The 16,398-nt window shown below is 61.9% G+C and carries 15 protein-coding genes and 2 riboswitches; of the genes, 10 read left to right on the top strand and 5 right to left on the bottom strand.

The window, feature by feature from the left end; all coding sequences use genetic code 11:
- Position 1: 1 nt before the first annotated feature.
- Positions 2 to 817 (bottom strand): ribosome maturation factor RimP, encoded by an 816-nt coding sequence (rimP, locus tag BM177_RS08705; RefSeq protein ID WP_091681348.1) that lies wholly within the window; start codon positions 815 to 817, stop codon positions 2 to 4.
- A 443-nt stretch (positions 818 to 1,260) separates the two neighbouring features.
- Here rimP and purE point away from each other — a divergent pair, with 443 nt between their 5' ends.
- From purE to BM177_RS08685, 4 genes are all read left to right on the top strand, one after another.
- Complete coding sequence (gene purE, locus BM177_RS08700; protein ID WP_244532232.1) at positions 1,261 to 1,737, top strand: 5-(carboxyamino)imidazole ribonucleotide mutase; 477 nt, start codon at positions 1,261 to 1,263, stop codon at positions 1,735 to 1,737.
- The gene (locus tag BM177_RS08695; protein WP_091681170.1) at positions 1,734 to 2,894 is read left to right on the top strand and encodes a 5-(carboxyamino)imidazole ribonucleotide synthase; all 1,161 of its coding nucleotides are present in this window, start codon (positions 1,734 to 1,736) and stop codon (positions 2,892 to 2,894) included. Before purE ends, BM177_RS08695 begins: the two co-directional genes overlap by 4 nt.
- A 177-nt stretch (positions 2,895 to 3,071) precedes the next feature.
- Positions 3,072 to 3,311 carry a 30S ribosomal protein S21 gene (rpsU, locus tag BM177_RS08690; protein ID WP_091681168.1) on the top strand — a complete coding sequence of 80 codons (240 nt, stop codon included), beginning with the start codon at positions 3,072 to 3,074 and terminating at the stop codon, positions 3,309 to 3,311.
- Between the two features lie 102 nt (positions 3,312 to 3,413).
- A complete protein-coding gene (locus BM177_RS08685) occupies positions 3,414 to 4,274 on the top strand; it encodes a tetratricopeptide repeat protein (protein ID WP_091681166.1) in 861 nt (286 codons plus the stop codon).
- Between the two features lie 24 nt (positions 4,275 to 4,298).
- On the opposite strand, the gene BM177_RS08680 is transcribed toward BM177_RS08685, so the two are convergent.
- The gene (locus BM177_RS08680) at positions 4,299 to 5,006 is read right to left on the bottom strand and encodes a hypothetical protein (protein WP_091681164.1); all 708 of its coding nucleotides are present in this window, start codon (positions 5,004 to 5,006) and stop codon (positions 4,299 to 4,301) included.
- 221 nt (positions 5,007 to 5,227) lie between these two features.
- On the opposite strand from BM177_RS08680, the gene BM177_RS08675 reads away from it, so the two are divergent.
- Positions 5,228 to 5,851: a nucleoside 2-deoxyribosyltransferase gene (locus BM177_RS08675; protein WP_091681162.1), complete on the top strand. Its 624-nt coding sequence runs from the start codon at positions 5,228 to 5,230 to the stop codon at positions 5,849 to 5,851.
- A gap of 10 nt (positions 5,852 to 5,861) precedes the next feature.
- Here BM177_RS08675 and dctA read toward each other — a convergent pair whose 3' ends face one another.
- Positions 5,862 to 7,184 (bottom strand): C4-dicarboxylate transporter DctA, encoded by a 1,323-nt coding sequence (gene dctA, locus BM177_RS08670; RefSeq protein ID WP_175492537.1) that lies wholly within the window; start codon positions 7,182 to 7,184, stop codon positions 5,862 to 5,864.
- Positions 7,185 to 7,384: 200 nt separating this feature from the next.
- Here dctA and uvrA point away from each other — a divergent pair, with 200 nt between their 5' ends.
- Together uvrA and BM177_RS08660 are read left to right on the top strand one after the other, a co-directional pair.
- Positions 7,385 to 10,405 (top strand): excinuclease ABC subunit UvrA, encoded by a 3,021-nt coding sequence (gene uvrA, locus BM177_RS08665; RefSeq protein WP_091681158.1) that lies wholly within the window; start codon positions 7,385 to 7,387, stop codon positions 10,403 to 10,405.
- Positions 10,406 to 10,536: 131 nt separating this feature from the next.
- Positions 10,537 to 11,352, top strand: coding sequence for a DUF5765 domain-containing protein (locus BM177_RS08660; protein WP_244532217.1), 816 nt, complete (start codon positions 10,537 to 10,539; stop codon positions 11,350 to 11,352).
- Between the two features lie 43 nt (positions 11,353 to 11,395).
- Here the strand turns inward: BM177_RS08660 and BM177_RS08655 are convergent, their stop codons facing one another.
- Positions 11,396 to 11,971: a nucleoside deaminase gene (locus BM177_RS08655; RefSeq protein WP_244532216.1), complete on the bottom strand. Its 576-nt coding sequence runs from the start codon at positions 11,969 to 11,971 to the stop codon at positions 11,396 to 11,398.
- A gap of 58 nt (positions 11,972 to 12,029) precedes the next feature.
- Positions 12,030 to 12,527, bottom strand: coding sequence for a DUF2165 family protein (locus tag BM177_RS08650; RefSeq protein ID WP_091681343.1), 498 nt, complete (start codon positions 12,525 to 12,527; stop codon positions 12,030 to 12,032).
- Positions 12,528 to 12,694: 167 nt separating this feature from the next.
- Positions 12,695 to 12,885: riboswitch (cobalamin riboswitch) on the top strand.
- Positions 12,886 to 12,995: 110 nt separating this feature from the next.
- On the opposite strand from BM177_RS08650, the gene BM177_RS08645 reads away from it, so the two are divergent.
- The 3 genes from BM177_RS08645 to BM177_RS08635 are packed head-to-tail and all read left to right on the top strand — an operon-like array spanning position 12,996 to position 16,166.
- On the top strand, positions 12,996 to 14,945 hold the full coding sequence (locus tag BM177_RS08645; RefSeq protein ID WP_091681156.1) for a TonB-dependent receptor plug domain-containing protein: 1,950 nt from the start codon (positions 12,996 to 12,998) through the stop codon (positions 14,943 to 14,945).
- Positions 14,942 to 15,547: a DUF7676 family protein gene (locus BM177_RS08640; protein ID WP_091681154.1), complete on the top strand. Its 606-nt coding sequence runs from the start codon at positions 14,942 to 14,944 to the stop codon at positions 15,545 to 15,547. The genes BM177_RS08645 and BM177_RS08640 overlap by 4 nt, the downstream gene beginning before the upstream one ends.
- A gap of 46 nt (positions 15,548 to 15,593) precedes the next feature.
- Positions 15,594 to 16,166: a hypothetical protein gene (locus BM177_RS08635; protein ID WP_091681152.1), complete on the top strand. Its 573-nt coding sequence runs from the start codon at positions 15,594 to 15,596 to the stop codon at positions 16,164 to 16,166.
- Between the two features lie 131 nt (positions 16,167 to 16,297).
- Positions 16,298 to 16,397, top strand: a riboswitch (TPP riboswitch).
- The last annotated feature ends 1 nt before the right edge of the window (position 16,398 follow it).

Here is a 16,398-nt window from a genome sequence, read left to right as displayed (position 1 = left end):
CCTATGTCCGATCCGGGCGGATGGGACCGCGCGGCGCGGCCCCCGGCGGGCCGGATCTGGTTTTCTTGAATTCGGTTCTTACCCCGGCCGGAAGCAAAGGCTTCGCCTTGCCGGCGTTCCGGCCCGCGAAACGGCCCGGACCGCGCTGCGGCCCGCCCCTCAGAGAACCAGCCCCCGCATCCGCCTCCGCCGCCTCGTCAGGCCCTGGCTCTCCCTCCGCCTCTTTCGCCGCCTTGAGCGAGCGGCGGATCAGATCCTCCGTCAAAACCAGCTTCGCCTCGGCAATGTCATTGAGCGGCAGCAGCGCGTCGAGACTCTCTCCCGGTTTCGCATCGAGGCGCTCGATCCTGACCGAGGCCGCCCTGCCCTCGCCCTCAACAGCGAGGATCGTGCCGCGGAAGCGCTTGCGCCCCTCGACGCCAACGCCCATCTCGATGCGCGCCTCCTGCGCCAGGGCGCGGCTGAAATCCGAGGCGCGCACCAGCGGCCGGTCAATGCCCGGCGAGGAAATCTCCAGACGGTAGGCCTGCTGCACGGGATCCTCGACATCGAGGACCGGAGACAGCGCGGCGCTCACGATCTCGCAATCGTTGACGTTCATCGAACCGTCGGGCCGCTCCGCCATGATCTGCAAGGTCGGCCCCATCTGCGCGGTCAGCTTGACCCGCACCAGCCTGAAGCCGAGATCGGCGAGAACAGGCTGGATAATGTTTGCAACACGGGCGGCGACGCCCGACTCCACGGCGAAACGGGGCTCCTCAAGCAAATCCACCGCCGGCAAAAGATCCGGCGAAGGCTGATCTGGGGATTTATCCACGTTTTTGTCCAAGGCTTTTTTGTCCGAGGCTTGTTGCGTCCGAGGCGTATCGTATTCGAGGCGTATTTTATTCGAAGCTATTGTTCTTCGCGGCTATTCTTCGATCGAGGCGCCGTCGGCGCCAATCCGTTTCAAGCGGCCAATCTTCACCGCGCGGTGTCAAACAGCAGGCGATCAGCAAACCGCAGGCGGACAACAAAAAAGAGCGGATCCGGCAGGACCCACTCCCAAAACATTTTACCAACTTTTTGGACAATAGAAGCTTCCGACGGATTTCGCAAGCCGGAAAACCGCAAATCCATTCTTCCGGACTAGGTTGCGCTCCTGGAACATACCTCCCCGGCTTGCGCCTGCGGCGCCCTTCGTCTATGCCGCTGCCTTCGCCGCAACCAGATTTCCAGGCTCGCCCTTTGTCCGATTCAGCAAAGCCCGTCGCGATTATCATGGGCAGCGACTCGGACTGGGGAACGATGCGGCACGCGGCGGCGATCCTCGTCGAACTCGGCGTCGGCTTCGAGACTTTGATCGTTTCGGCGCACCGGACGCCGGACCGGCTTTATCATTTCGCCAGGACCGCCAAGGGGGCTGGCTTCAAGGTGGTCATCGCGGGCGCGGGCGGTGCCGCCCATCTCCCTGGCATGACCGCCGCGCTGACCGACCTTCCGGTCCTTGGCGTGCCGATCGAATCAAAAACTCTGCACGGGCAGGATTCTCTTTATTCTATTGTTCAGATGCCGGCAGGCGTCCCCGTCGGAACCCTGGCGATCGGCAAGGCGGGCGCGATCAATGCGGCGCTGCTGGCCGCCGCGATCCTTGCGCTGGCGGACAAAGCGGTCGAAGCTCGGCTCCTGGCCTGGCGTTCCGCCCAGACCGGCGCCGTTGCGGAACGGCCTTCGGACGGAGAGATAACCGCTCCATGACGCTTTCAAACGACGCGGCTTCGCCCGAGCATGATCCGGTTTCCCCAGCGCCCGCGCCGGCTCCCCTCGCGCCGGGCGCCACGGTCGGGATTCTCGGCGGCGGCCAATTGGGCCGAATGCTCGCCATGGCCGCCGCGCGGCTCGGCCTCAAATCCCATATCTATACGGACGAGGCGGACAGTCCCGCCTTCGACGTCAGCGCAGACAGAACTCTCGCCTCGTTCGGCGACGAAAGGGCGCTCGCGGAATTCGCCGCGAAGGTTGACGTCGTCACCTACGAATTCGAGAACGTACCGGCGCGCGCTGTGGCGATCCTCGCCGAAACCGGCCTCGTGCGGCCAGGCGTTGAAGCGCTTGCCGCCTGTCAGGACCGGCTCCTCGAAAAACAATTTCTCGCCGGCCTCGGGATTGCGACGGCGCCCTATATGCGCGTCGACGACGCCGGCGCCCTCGCCCGCGCGGTCGCCCAGGTCGGGCGCCCGTCGATTCTCAAGACGCGCCGCTTCGGCTACGACGGCAAGGGCCAGGTGCTCGTCCGGGAAGGAGCCGATCTCGCCGTGACCTTCAGATCGCTTGGAGGCGCGCCGTCGATCCTCGAAGGAATCGTTCCGTTCCGCAAAGAGATTTCCGTCGTCGCCGCCCGCGGCGTCAACGGCGCCTTCGCCGCTTTCGACGTCTGCGAAAACACGCACGAGAATCATATTCTCAAGGTCACCCGCGCGCCCGCGCGCATTTTGCCGCAAACGGCGGCCGAGGCGGTCTCGCTCGCCAAGAAAATCGCGGACGCCCTCGATTATGTCGGCGTCCTCGCGGTCGAGATGTTCCTTCTGGTCGAAGGCGGCTCAGAAACTCTTCGCGTGAACGAGATCGCCCCTCGGGTTCACAACTCGGGTCACTGGACGCTCGACGCCGCCGCCACCTCGCAATTCGAACAGCACGTCAGAGCCATCGCAGGCTGGCCCCTTGGAGCCGCCGTGCGCCTCGGCGATCTTCAGGGCGGCGAACATGTCGAGATGCACAATCTGATCGGCCAGGAGGTCTTCGCCTACGGGAGTCTGCTGGCGGAGCCGGGAGCGCGGCTCCATCTCTACGGCAAGGCGGCGGCGCGTCCGGGCCGGAAAATGGGGCATGTGACCCGGATCATTCCGGGTGCCTGAGACGCGACGGACTTGTTTCAGGATCAGGTGCTCGCCGCTGGACAGGACTCGCCGCGTCTGCTATCGCAACTGTCTTGTCGTCAGGCGCTTGCGGGCGCCCGGCTTCATGTCCCATGAATTCAGTCCGGGTCCGTCGCCTCGAGCGATGACTTGGCGCTATAGCTTAAGGACTCCTGCGTGCAAGTTCTCGTTCGCGACAATAATGTCGATCAGGCTCTCAAGGCGCTGAAGAAAAAGATGCAGCGCGAAGGCATCTTCCGTGAGATGAAGCTCCGCGGACACTACGAAAAGCCTTCCGAAAAGAGAGCACGCGAGAAGGCGGAAGCCGTGCGCCGCGCCCGCAAACTGGCCCGCAAGAAATTGCAGCGGGAAGGTTTGCTTCCGATGAAGCCCAAGCCTGTGATCGGCGTTCGCTGAGTTACAGACGCTTCGCCGCGATCGAGCCTCGAGGGGCTGTGCGGGAATTGGGGCCGGGTCATTCAGGCTGGCCAAAAGTGACCGGACAAGGATGATCGGACGATGGCTTTCGTAAATCTCGGTCCGAACGCCACGCTCACGCCCCGGCTCGCCGTCCTCTTTACATTGCTGGCGCTGGGAGGGTGTGAATCTCCCGCGCTCATGGGCAAGGGAGGCCCCGGCGTCGCCGAAGTCGCCAATCAATCGCCGCAGGAGGCGTCCGCCAATCTTGCGTCCCTGAGCGACGTGGTTCAGCGCAATCCCAACAGCGCGGAAGCATTCAACACCCGCGGCGTCGCCTACGCCCGTATTGGCAAATATCCGGAAGCGATCGCCGACTTCAATCAATCGATCAAGATCAATCCCGAAAGCGCCGCCTCGCTGACCAATCGCGCGCTTGCCTACCGGCAGGTGAATCGCAACGACGCGGCCCTCGCCGACTTCAACCACGCCATCGCCGCCGATCCGAACCACGCGCCGGCCTACCTCGGCCGCGCCAATCTGCTGCGCGCGCAAGGCAATCTCGAGGAAGCCCACGGCGACCTCGACAAGGCGATCAAGCTCAATCCGGAGAACGCGCAGGCCTTTCACGCGCGGGGCCTGATCTACCAGCGCGAGGGCAACCATCCGCTGGCGATCACCGATTTCGACAACGCGATCGATCGCGACCCCTTTGCGGGGGCACCCTACCTGGCGCGCGGACAAAGCCTTCTCGCGATCGGCAAATACGACAAGGCGATCGAGGATTTCAACTCGGCGCTCAGCGTCGACAACAAGAACCCCGACGCCTGGGCGGGGCTCGGCCTCTCTTATGAAAAAGCCGGCAACCGCGGCAAAGCCGCCGAATCCTACCAGCGGGCGCTGTCGTTCGACCCCGGCAACCAGATCGCGAAGGACGGCTCGGCCAGGGTGGGCCGGGGTTAGGTCGGGGCTTCGTTCGCCGCGCGGTCAGGGAAACATAAAATCATCGCCGAACCAATAGTCGGCGAAGGTCCGCGCCGCGGCCGCGAGAAAGACGACGATGCTGACGGCGATCGGCGTGGACGGCGACATGCCAAAAAAACCAGCGACAGGGCCTGTGGGGTCGATGACGTAAGCGGCGCCCGCGCAAAATATACACAGTATCAAATTGATTGGAATCCATTTTTTATAAGAATTCGCAAGTTTTCGTCTTCGGTCAACATTCGATTTCGCGTAATCGACCCAGAGCACGCCTGCATCGAATAAGAACAGCATCGCCATAAAATCATAAAAATACGCTAATTCAGGAGGTTTCGGAGCAGGGGTAGGGGTTTTTGGGATAGCTTCCGCAAGTCCGACGAAGAAAATCGCCGTGATCAGAAGCATATAGACATCCCAAATGTAAGACGCCCTCTGCCATCCGCTTTCCGGTTTGTGATCTATGTATTTGCGGTCCAAAGATCGGTCGCCGCCATGGAAAATTGGCACGATGGTGATGAAAAATGCGGCGAACATCCAGAGCCGGTAATCGCCAATGCTCGCCGGGGAAAACGGCCATAGGTTCTTGCAAGCTTCCGTAATCGCCAGGCCCGCTATAATCGAATAAACTCGCTTGAAATGATCGACGAGGCGAGACCTTTCGGTTTTGGCCTGCTGCTCATCTACAATATCGTTTCCAATATCGTTCGCTGTCATCGTTCCGGCCTCCCGGCAAAAAATGACAATGAAATCTTAGCCCGGATAGCTGTGTTAGAGTAGCCTTTATCGGGAAGCGGAACTAGATCATATTCCGATTGGATTGAATCAATCCAATCGACAAGAATATGCTCAAGCCTTTGATTCTGGAGCTATTTTTGATCGATCGCATGACATCATGCGATCGGAAAGCGCTCTAGGCGCTGATTCGCGGAGCTGGCATGCTGAAGCGTCGCAAAATTTATCTTGCAGGCCCTGATGTCTTTTTGCCCAATGCTATTGAGATTGGAGAGCGGAAGAAGCGGCTTTGTGAACAATTCAGCTGCGATCGGCTGGAATTGATCGGGCTCTTTCCATTCGACAACGAAATTCGTCCAGGCGCAGATGGCGGGCCGGTCGATCGCGACATCTATCGCGCGAATCTCGCCATGATCAAAGCGGCCGATTGCGGGATTTTCAATCTGACGCCGTTTCGTGGACCGAGCGCCGACGTCGGAACGGTCTTTGAACTGGGTCTTCTCACGGGCCTCGGAAAACCTGCCTTCGCCTATAGCAATGAATGCAGATCGCTTCTGGACCGTCTGAAAAGCCAAAAGATGGCGTTTTTCGACACGAGCGTCGCCGAATGGCGAGACCGGAACAATATGTTCATCGAAGACTACGGCAACAGCGACAACTTGATGATTGACGCTTGTCTCGCCGAACAAGGCCATCCCCTGGTGAGGCGAAAAACATCCCTCGCCGAGCGATTCGCCGATCTGGGCGGATATCTCGAATGCCTGCAATTGGCCCGAAGCCATTTTCTCGCCTTGCATCCCGTCAAAATGGCCGCGAGTGCGAGTTAGGCAGGCGCCGCTAACCCGTCGTGATCCCTGTCGTCACGTCCGACGCGTCGACATTTCTCGCGAGCGCCTCGGACAGCTTGCCGCGATCGAGTTCGCCTTCCCACCACGAGACGACGATCGTCGCGACGCCATTGCCGATGATGTTCGTCAACGCGCGGCATTCGCTCATGAATTTATCGACTCCGAGCACGATCGCCATGCCCGGAACGAGCGCCGGACTGATCACGGCGAGCGTCGCGGCGAGCGTCACGAAACCCGCGCCGGTGATCCCGCTGGCGCCTTTCGAGGTCAGCATGGCGACCCCGAGAATCGTCATCTGCTGGCCGAAGGTGAGATCGACGCCCATCGCCTGAGCGATGAACAGCGTCGCCAGGGTCATGTAGATATTGGTGCCGTCGAGGTTGAACGAATAGCCCGTCGGCACGACCAATCCGACAACCGGCTTCGAGCAGCCGAGCCGCTCCAGCTTTTCCATCAGCGCCGGAAGCGCGCTTTCGGACGAACTGGTGCCAAGGACGATCAGCAACTCGGCTTTGATATAATTCAGGAATCTAAAAATACTGAAGCCGGCGATTCGGGCGACGGCTCCAAGCACGACGATCACGAACAGCGCCGAGGTCAGATAGAATGTCGCGACGAGACCGGCGAGATTGCCCAGCGATTGCGGACCATATTTGCCGACCGTATAGGCCATCGCGCCAAACGCGCCGATCGGGGCGGCCTTCATCACAATGGCGATCACCCCGAAAATCGCGTGGGCGAGATCGTCGATGAGCGCGAGCAGGACATGGCCGCGCTGGCCAAGCGCCATGAGGGCGAACCCGAACAGGATCGAAAACAGAAGAACCTGAAGAACGTCGCCCCTCGCGAAGGCTCCGACGGCGCTGTCGGGAATGATGTTCAAAAAGAAATCGACCGAATGCTGCGCCTCGGCCTGTTTCAGGTATCCCGCGACGGCCGCCGGATCGGCCGTTCCCGAAAATCCCGCGCCCGGACGGACGAGGTTGCCGACCGCGAGGCCGATCACAAGCGCAAACGAGGAAATGATCTCGAAATAAAGCAGCGCCTTGACGGCGATGCGCCCGACCTTGCGGGCTTCGGAAATGTGCGCGATGCCGGAAACGATGGTGCAGAAAATAATCGGCGCGATCACCATCTTGATCAGCTTGATGAAGCCCTCGCCGAGCGCTTTCACCCAGTCGTTCGTCGCCGCGTGGGGCGCGAGCCAGCCAAGGAGCGCCCCCAGCGCGACCGCGAGGAGAACCTGGACGTAGAGCGTCCGCAAGGACCAGTTCGATCTGTGCGCGCTCGAAGCTGGCGACTTCGCGGTCATGCTTCCCCCCATTTTGTCCGCCTTCGGGCGGATCGGCCTCGATTATCGTGGATTTCGCCCGCGCCCGCCATAGGAATGCCCCAACTCTCGACGGAAAAAGGAAACAAACACAGAAAATCAATGGCAAACCGCGGGCGGCCCATTAGATTGCGACGATGGCCGCCTCTGGCGCCGCACGTCCATCACAACAGACGGCATGCATGAAGACACCTGCTCCCTTGAAGCCGCGCGATTCCAAGGCGAAACGTCCCCAGCCTGCGATCAAATCGGCCCCTGCGAAGAAACTGTCGCCCTCGCCCAAGGCGCAGAAAACGACCCCGCCGCCCGAGCCCGTTGAAAAACTCTTCGGCGGCCGAACGATCGCGGTCCGGGGCGCGCGCGAACATAATCTGAAGAACGTCGACCTGACGATCCCGCGCGACAAGCTCGTCGTCTTCACCGGGCTTTCTGGCTCCGGCAAATCCTCGCTCGCCTTCGACACCATCTACGCCGAAGGCCAGCGCCGCTATGTCGAATCGCTCTCCGCCTACGCCCGGCAATTTCTCGAGATGATGCAGAAGCCGGATGTCGACCAGATCGACGGTCTCTCGCCGGCGATTTCGATCGAGCAGAAAACGACCTCGAAGAACCCGCGCTCGACGGTCGGCACGGTGACCGAGATCTACGATTACATGCGGCTGCTCTTTGCGCGCGTCGGGATTCCCTATTCGCCCGCGACCGGCCTGCCGATCGAAAGCCAGACCGTCAGCCAGATGGTCGACCGGGTGACCGCCCTGCCCGAACGCACCCGGCTTTATCTGATCGCCCCGGTCATTCGCGGCCGGAAGGGCGAGTACCGCAAGGAAATCGCCGAGTTTCAAAAACGCGGCTTCCAACGGCTGAAAATCGACGGGCAATTCTACGAGATCGGCGACGCGCCCGTGCTCGACAAGAAACTGAAGCACGACATCGACGTCGTCGTCGACCGCATCGCGGTGCGGCCCGACCTTGGCGCGAGGCTGGCGGAAAGTCTGGAGACCGCGCTCGAACTCGCCGACGGGATCGCCATCGCGGAATTCGCCGACGAGCGCGACGAAAAAGGCGCGACGAAGCGGATCGTCTTCTCGGCGAAATTCGCCTGCCCCGTCTCCGGCTTCACGATTCCGGAGATCGAACCGAGATTATTCTCCTTCAACAACCCGTTCGGCGCCTGTCCGAGTTGCGGCGGCCTCGGCGTCGAGCAGACCGTCGACGCGGGCCTCATCGTCCCCGATCCGAAACTCACCTTGCGCAAAGGCGCCGTCGCGCCCTGGGCGCGCTCATCGTCGCCCTATTACATCCAGACGCTCGAAGCTCTCGGACGGCATTTCAAGTTCCGCCTCGACACCCGTTTCGAGTCGCTTCCCCAGAAAATCCAGGATGTCATCCTCTACGGCTCGGGCGAGGAATCCGTGCGGTTCCTCTATGAGGACGGCGCCCGCGCCTATGAGGTGAACAAGCCTTTCGAGGGCGTCATCCGCAATCTCCAACGGCGATTCCGCGAGACCGAAAGCGAATGGTCGCGCGAAGAGATCGGCCGCTACATGACGGCGACGCCATGCGCCGTCTGCGGCGGCGACCGGCTGCGGCCCGAGGCCCTCGCGGTCAAGATCGACGGGCGCCACATCGGCGAGGTCACGTCGCTCTCGGTGCGCGCGGCGCATGCGTGGTTCGCGGCGCTTCCGCAAAAGCTCGACGCCAAACGCAACGAGATCGCCAGCCGGATCCTGAAGGAAATCCGGGAACGCCTGTCCTTCCTCGTCGATGTCGGCCTCGACTATCTGACCCTGTCGCGCGCGGCGGGCACCTTGTCCGGCGGCGAGAGCCAGCGCATCCGGCTCGCCTCGCAGATCGGCTCCGGCCTCACCGGCGTGCTGTATGTTCTGGACGAGCCGTCAATCGGCCTGCATCAGCGCGACAACGCGCGGCTTCTCGACACCTTGCGGCGGCTGCGCGACCTCGGCAACAGCGTGATTGTCGTCGAACATGACGAGGACGCGATCCTCGCCGCGGATTACGTCGTCGACATCGGGCCCGGCGCGGGCGTCCACGGCGGCGAGATCGTCTCGCAGGGCACGGCGCAGGAGATCATGGCCGATCCGAAGTCGCTGACCGGTCAATATCTCACCGGCGCGCGGCAGGTCTCCGCGCAGCGCCCGCGCCGCAAGCCAGAGCCCGGACGAAAACTCGACATCGTGAAGGCGCATGGCAACAACCTGAAGAACATCTCGGCGTCGATTCCGCTCGGCCTCTTCACCTCCATCACCGGGGTTTCGGGAGGCGGCAAATCAACGCTCATCGTCGATACGCTCTACAGGGCGGCGGCGCGGCGGCTGAACGGCGCGCTCGAACATCCGGCCCCTTTCGAGCGCATCGACGGCCTCGAACATCTCGACAAAGTGATCGACATCGACCAGTCGCCGATCGGCCGCACGCCGCGCTCCAACCCCGCGACCTACACCGGCGCCTTCACGCCGATCCGCGAATGGTTCGCCGGCTTGCCCGAGGCGAAGGCGCGCGGCTATTCGCCCGGCCGGTTCTCGTTCAACGTCAAGGGCGGCCGCTGCGAGGCCTGCCAGGGCGACGGCGTCATCAAGATCGAGATGCACTTTCTGCCGGATGTCTACGTCACCTGCGACGTCTGCAAGGGCAAACGTTATGACCGCGAGACGCTCGAGGTCAAATATCGCGACAAGTCGATCGCCGGCGTGCTCGACATGACCGTCGAGGAGGCGGCGCATCTGTTCAAGGCCGTGCCCTCGATCCGGGAAAAAATGGCGACGCTCACCCGCGTCGGCCTCGGCTACATCAAGGTTGGCCAGCAGGCCAACACGCTGTCGGGGGGCGAAGCTCAAAGGGTGAAGCTCGCCAAGGAATTGTCGAAACGCTCGACCGGACGCACGCTCTACATACTCGACGAGCCGACGACAGGGCTGCATTTCCACGATGTCGCCAAACTGCTCGAAGTGCTGCAGGAGCTTGTCGATCAGGGTAATTCCGTCGTCGTCATCGAACACAATCTCGAAGTGATCCAGACCGCCGACTGGGTCATCGACCTCGGACCGGAGGGCGGCGACGGCGGCGGCGAGATCGTCGCGGCCGGGCCGCCCGAGGACATCGTCAAGGTGAAAAAGAGCTACACCGGCCAATATCTACGCGAAGTGCTGGAGCGGCGCTCGCCCGTGCGCAAGGCGGCGGAATAAAACGGCTGGGCTGTTTCGTCGCGTTTCAAAAATCCGTCTTTTCCCTATGATCTAAAGCAAGGTTCAAGCAGGCGGCGGCGAAGTTCGCGCGCGGCGAAGAAAACCGGCCGTCAAAGGGAGGAAGCTGGCGGATGTGCTGGAGCGGAGAAGCATCGGCCGCTTTAGCGGCGGTCGGCGTAGCCGGAGCGGGCTACGCCGCATTGAAGAAAAATCCGGAGCCTGTCGCGCTGTGGAGCTGCCTGCTCTATTTTTCCAGCATGGAGGTTCTCCAGGCCGCGAGCTATTCCGTCATCAACCAGTGCGGCAACCCGCTCAACCAGGTGCTGACGCTTCTGGGTTATCTCCATATCTCCTTCCAGCCGTTTTTCATCAACGCGGTCGCGCTTTACTTCATGCCGAAGGATGTAGCGCGGCGGCTCGCGCCCTTCGTCTACGCGGCCTGTTTCATCGGCGCGCTCAGCATGATCGTGCAGCTTTATCCTTTCGCATGGGCCGGGCGTTGCGCGCCGGGACGCCCACTCTGCGGCGAGATCCTCTGCACGGTGCGGGGCGAATGGCATCTCGCCTGGAACCTTCCCGTCAACGGTCTCGGCAACAGTTTCATCGACAACCGCTGGCTCGGGTTCGGCCATCCCGGCTACGCCTTCACCGGCTTCCTCCTGCCGCTCCTTTACGGCAGCTGGCGGTTCATGCTGTTTTCCTATGTCGCCGGACCGCTCGCGGCAGGACTGACGACATCGAACATCAACGAATGGCCTGCCGTCTGGTGCCTGTTCAGCATCGTGCTGTGCCTGACGATCATCAAGACCCCGCTGCGGCGACGTCTCCATGTCGAAACGCCCTACTGGCGCCGGGCCACAGAATGGATCCGCGGCCCGGCGCCCGCCCCGATCAAGGAAAACGCCGAAACCGCGCCCAAATCCGACGCGACGCCTTCATTGACTTAATCCTTGCACCGGCTCGATCCTCGCACTCGCTTGAACCCTGCGATCACTTGAACAGCGCGAGCGACTCTGCGGCGAGAACGCCGCCAGTGATCGTGATATTTGCGAAGGGCGCCTTGTCCGCGATGTCCCGGCTGGTCAGCATGATCTGCCCGATCTTCGTCGCCAATTGTTCGATGGACGCTGCGAAAACCAATCGCCCGAACCCTGACCAGAGGATCGCTCCCATGCACATCTGGCACGGCTCGCCGGAGGCGTAGATGGTCGCGCCGGCGAGTTCGGCGGCGGGGCGCGTCGTGACGAAACTGCGGATCGCCATCATCTCGGCATGCGCCGTTGGATCGTTGTTGGTGCGCCCGAGATTGCGCGCGGCGACGGCGACCTTGCCATCACGCACGATCACCGCGCCGAAGGGAAAGTCTCCTTTCGCCGCCTCGTCGAGAGCCAGCCGCATGAACCCTTCATCCTCCGGACGCGGCGGTGCCTCCGTCGCTCCCGCCGAGGCCTCGCGCGGGGCGCCCAAGAAAACCCCTCCAAGCCCCACGCCCATCAGGGCCGACAGGCTTTGGCGTCGGTCGAGGCTCAATCCATGCCGCCCGCAGCGGCAAATGTCCGCGCTCATGTCATTTCCTCCATGGATCCGCCCTTCATTGATCCGCCAAGGATCCCCAAGGAACGTTTCAGGTCAGTTCCTCATCCTTCATCGAGACGAAAATCAGAACGGCAAGCATGGTCAGCGCGACCCGGAACGCGCTGTCGACGCCGTTGAAGGTCTGCGCCTCCCACATGCCGAACCATTCGCCTCCGACAGCGATGAAGCCGCCTTCGTAAAGCAAAAACCCCAAAGCGAGGCCGAGGATCGAAAAGGTCTTGGCGCGCTGGAAGGATGTGGCGTCGGCCCGAACTTTCCTTACCATCGCCCCGACGCCAAGGGCCCCGAGCGCCGCGACGGCATATTCGGTGGCGATGATGAGCGCATAGCTCGCATGGTGAATCGAGGGCGAAGTCAGCGCCCGCCAGCGCAGGGTATTGTCCGGAAAAACCTGGTCCATGTTGAGCACATGAGTGACGAAGACGAAATTCGTCCCGTAGTCGAGCACGTTGTCGAAGGCGACGAGCGCGACATAGAAGGTGACGGCGGCGACGCAGGCGATTTTGGCGATGCGAATGGCGAGCACGTTCGGCCCTCCTCTTGTTGACCTGGTTTCCGCTACCATGAATCAACGCTGAAATATCGCGAAGATGAAACTCATCAAAGCAGAGATCTCGCCGAATTTTCACTCGCGGAGCGATCTCACACCGTCGCGCGCCGTCAAACGGCGGCTTGACCGTGAAGTCTTTTTGATCCTATCCTGATTTTGATGGTTCCCTTCGGGGATCAAAAGGGAACACGGTGAGGCTTTACCGCCAATACCGAGGCTGTCCCCGCAACTGTAAGCGGCGAGCCGCGCGCCAATCAAGCCACTGGGTAACCGGGAAGGCGGCGCAAGGCAGCGACCCGCGAGCCAGGAGACCTGCCATCAGCCGTGGTCACGTGCGAACACATTGGGCGGGGTGTCTCGATGGGGAACAGGAGCCTCGCCTGAATTTCAGGAGGCGCCTCGACTTTGGTTCGCAGTGACGCACCACGTCGCTGCGAGATCGCCATGTCCTCCTGCCGCTCACTTCTGCCGGGCCGACGCGCCCTTACTCACTCTGTTTTTCTTGCCGCATTGTCCGCCAACGCGACACGGGCCCATGCCCAGGATGCGCCCGCCCCACCCGTCGAGCTTCCGCCCGTCGTCGCTGGCGCGACCCTCATTCCCACCCCTCAATCCGAGCTCGGCACAAGCGTCACCGTGATCACGGCGGAGGAGATCGCGGCCAAGCAGCAACGCCTGCTGCCGGATGCGCTGCTCGACGTCCCGGGACTGAATGTGGTGCAAACCGGCGGCCCCGGCGGCCTTACCTCGGTTTTCATCCGCGGCGCCAATGCGAACCAGACCAAGGTTCTTCTTGACGGGATCGACGTCAGCGACCCGAGTTCGCCGAACGGCGGCTTCGACTTCGCGCATATCCTGAATTTCGATCTCGGCGGCATTGAGGTGCTTCGCGGACCGCAAAGCGGGCTTTACGGCTCGGATGCGATCGGCGGCGTCATCAACATCACGACGGAAAAGGGCGCCGGCCCGATGCGCGCGACCGCGAATGTCGAAGGCGGCTCGTTTGGGACCTTCAACCAGACCGCCAAAGTCTCGGGTTCGGCCGATTGGCTAAGCTATTTTCTCGGGTTCGGTCATTATTCGACGACCGATACGCCGGTTACGCCGCCGTCCCTCGTTCCAATCGGCCGCGCCATCAACCCGAATTCCTATGACAACCGCACGTTCTCCTTTCGGATCAGCGCGCAACTCGCCGACGGGCTCGACGTGGGACTGACCAGCCGCTTCATCAACACCACATTGTTGTCGACGAGCGACGATTTCCTTGGGCCGGAAAACCTTCGAAGCGACAATGGCTCCGATCAATCGTTCAGCCGGGCTTTCGTCCATAACAGTCTCTTCGACGGACGTTTCGATCAGACGCTCGGTCTCGCCTATACGCATTACGACCGGAGCTACCTCGACCCCAACTTTTTCGCCTCAGTCCCGAGTTTTTACGAGGGATCGCGCATCAAGGTCGACTACCAGGGCAATCTCCGCCTCATCGAGGGCGAAACCCTCGTCCTTGGCGCCCAGCGCCAAGTAAACCGCCTCGTCAACAGCAATCCGACTTATGCGGTCGACGGCGATACGACGGGGTTCGTCGAACTGCAATCCAGCATTGGCGGGCGCCTCTTCAATGCGGCGAGCGTTCGCTACGACGTCGACGATCAGTTCGGAAGCGCGACGACCTTTCGCGTCGCTCCCGCTTTTCTCATTCCCGAAACGGGAACAAAACTCAAGGGCAGCGTCGGCACCGGCTTCAAGGCGCCATCCCTTGATCAGCTCTATAACAATTACCCCGCCTATGGATTCTTCGCCAATCCGAACCTACGGCCCGAAACCAGCATCGGCTTCGACGCCGGGTTCGAACAGACGCTGTTGCCGGATCGGATTTCGTTCGGAGCGACCTATTTCGCCAACAACATAAAAAATCTCATCAACATCAACAACACGTTCACATCCTACGCGAATATCGGGCAGGCGAGAACGTCCGGCCTTGAAAGTTTCCTCAGCCTGTCGCCATGGAACGGATTCACATTTCGCGCCGACTATACCTATACGGTGGCGAAGAACGAGATCACGCAGATCGACCTGTTGCGCCGGCCGCGCGACAAATTGAGCCTGAGCGCGACGCTTCAGGCGACGCCCGCGCTGCTTCTTTCCGCGACCTTTGTTTATACCGGACCGTGGGTCGACACCAATCGCGCGGGGACCGCCACGAACATTGTCGCGCCGGGCTACACGCTGCTTAATCTCGCCGCGACTTACGATTTTGGACACGGCATATCCGGCTTTGCCCGCGTACAAAATGCGCTTAATGTCCAATATCAAAACCCCCTGGGCTTTGATCAGCCGGGTCTCGGCGCTTTCGGCGGAGTCAAAGTCGCTTTTGGACCGGAGGGCTTTCTTTGACGCATGAGGAGCGCACGAAATCCGCCGATGAGGCGCAGCCGCGGCGAGAGGTCGATGTCGACGGCTCCCCCGTCGATATCTTCGCCTTGCCGGCGGACGAAGAGACGCTCGAAGAACTGCTTCGGGATCTGTTCGAGAACCATTGGCGCGAGATCACCTTCGGGCCGATCATCCAGGGCGCCGCCTATGAGTTCAAGGCGCCGTCGCCGCCGACTCATGTCGGCATGTTCGACGGCTATCTGACTGTCGCTTTCGGGGCGCCTCACTTTCACCTTTGCATTGGCGCTCACAAGGGCGCCCTGCGTCATCCGACGCCGCCCGCCCTGGCGCGTCATCGCCAGACCTCGCGCGCCGAGCTTTACCGCCGCCTCGACCGGTCAGGCGCGCCGGTGTCCTGGGGCCTCCGTCTGTTCAACGGAGAAGGCGAACAGCAGATCACCGTGCTTCTGCCCAATCCGTTTCTCGATCAGGACAGCGATAAGGTTCTGAAGACGCCGCAATGGGAGCGCCTCGCGCTTTGGGACCATCTCAGGGCGCGCTGGCTCGGGCAGGGCGAGGGCGACCCTCTCGATCGATCGGGCAGAGGTTTTAGCCATGACTAGACGCCGCCGACTGACGACGACTTTCGACCCAACCAAGGAGATATCGATGAGCCTTCAATCCGAATTGAGCGCGGCAAGCTGGCGCAAACCGGCCTGGATCGCCCTGCTGGTCGCCGCCAGCGTCGCCTTCACGCTCGGCTTCGCCTGCGCGACGCCGCTCGCCGCCTTTGCGGCGGTCGCCGCGATGACCCTGGCGCGCCGCGACGCCCTGTCGCTCATCGGCCTCGTCTGGCTCGCCAACCAGACCGTCGGATTCGGCGTATTGCACTATCCGTGGACGGCGGAATGTCTGGCCTGGGGCGCAGCTCTTGGCGTTATTGCGCTTTTGTCCGTCATGGGCGCTGAACTTGGAGCGAAACGCTTTATCGCCTCGAACAGGCTCTTCGCGTCAAGCGCGGCGTTCGTTTTCGCCTTTGGCGTTTATGAAGGTCTATTATTCATCGCCTCCGTGACCTTCCAGAGCGGCGTCGAAGACTATGCTCCCGCGATTGTCGGCCGCATCTTCGCCATCAACGCCGCCGCCTTCATCGGGCTGCTCGCGATGAATAAAATAGGCGCGTCGGTCGGCCTCGCCTTCGAGCCGGGGCGGCAGCCTGTCATGGCCGGCAGGCGCGGGTAAAGCCCGGCCTGCATATCTTCTGTTCCGCATGCGGATCGCATCGCGAACCTTGAGCGTCGCCCGGCGGAAGCCGGTCGGCTCAAAGGCTCCCTCGCCCCGCTTGCTCTCGTCTCCCGCCCGTCCTATGTTGAACGTTCGCCTTGGGGTGCTGCCGATTGCGGCGGCTGAGATCATACCCATCGAACCTGAACCTGGATAATGCCAGCGCAGGGACCGGCGGCCAGGGGCTAGT

The sequence above is a fragment of the Methylocapsa palsarum genome, assembly GCF_900114285.1.
Taxonomy (GTDB): domain Bacteria; phylum Pseudomonadota; class Alphaproteobacteria; order Rhizobiales; family Beijerinckiaceae; genus Methylocapsa; species Methylocapsa palsarum.
Note: the sequence above shows the minus strand (reverse complement) of the source record. Positions and strands in the feature narration are given on the sequence as shown.

What these genes read in the sequence shown, in the direction of transcription:
- purE (WP_244532232.1), top strand. Translation starts at nt 1,261, where the DNA reads ATGGGCAGCGACTCGGACTGGGGAACGATGCGGCACGCGGCGGCGATC.
- BM177_RS08695 (WP_091681170.1), top strand. Translation starts at nt 1,734, where the DNA reads ATGACGCTTTCAAACGACGCGGCTTCGCCCGAGCATGATCCGGTTTCC.
- BM177_RS08685 (WP_091681166.1), top strand. Translation starts at nt 3,414, where the DNA reads ATGGCTTTCGTAAATCTCGGTCCGAACGCCACGCTCACGCCCCGGCTC.
- BM177_RS08680 (WP_091681164.1), bottom strand. Translation starts at nt 5,006, where the DNA reads ATGACAGCGAACGATATTGGAAACGATATTGTAGATGAGCAGCAGGCC.
- BM177_RS08675 (WP_091681162.1), top strand. Translation starts at nt 5,228, where the DNA reads ATGCTGAAGCGTCGCAAAATTTATCTTGCAGGCCCTGATGTCTTTTTG.
- dctA (WP_175492537.1), bottom strand. Translation starts at nt 7,184, where the DNA reads ATGACCGCGAAGTCGCCAGCTTCGAGCGCGCACAGATCGAACTGGTCC.
- uvrA (WP_091681158.1), top strand. Translation starts at nt 7,385, where the DNA reads ATGAAGACACCTGCTCCCTTGAAGCCGCGCGATTCCAAGGCGAAACGT.
- BM177_RS08660 (WP_244532217.1), top strand. Translation starts at nt 10,537, where the DNA reads ATGTGCTGGAGCGGAGAAGCATCGGCCGCTTTAGCGGCGGTCGGCGTA.
- BM177_RS08655 (WP_244532216.1), bottom strand. Translation starts at nt 11,971, where the DNA reads ATGAGCGCGGACATTTGCCGCTGCGGGCGGCATGGATTGAGCCTCGAC.
- BM177_RS08645 (WP_091681156.1), top strand. Translation starts at nt 12,996, where the DNA reads ATGTCCTCCTGCCGCTCACTTCTGCCGGGCCGACGCGCCCTTACTCAC.
- BM177_RS08635 (WP_091681152.1), top strand. Translation starts at nt 15,594, where the DNA reads ATGAGCCTTCAATCCGAATTGAGCGCGGCAAGCTGGCGCAAACCGGCC.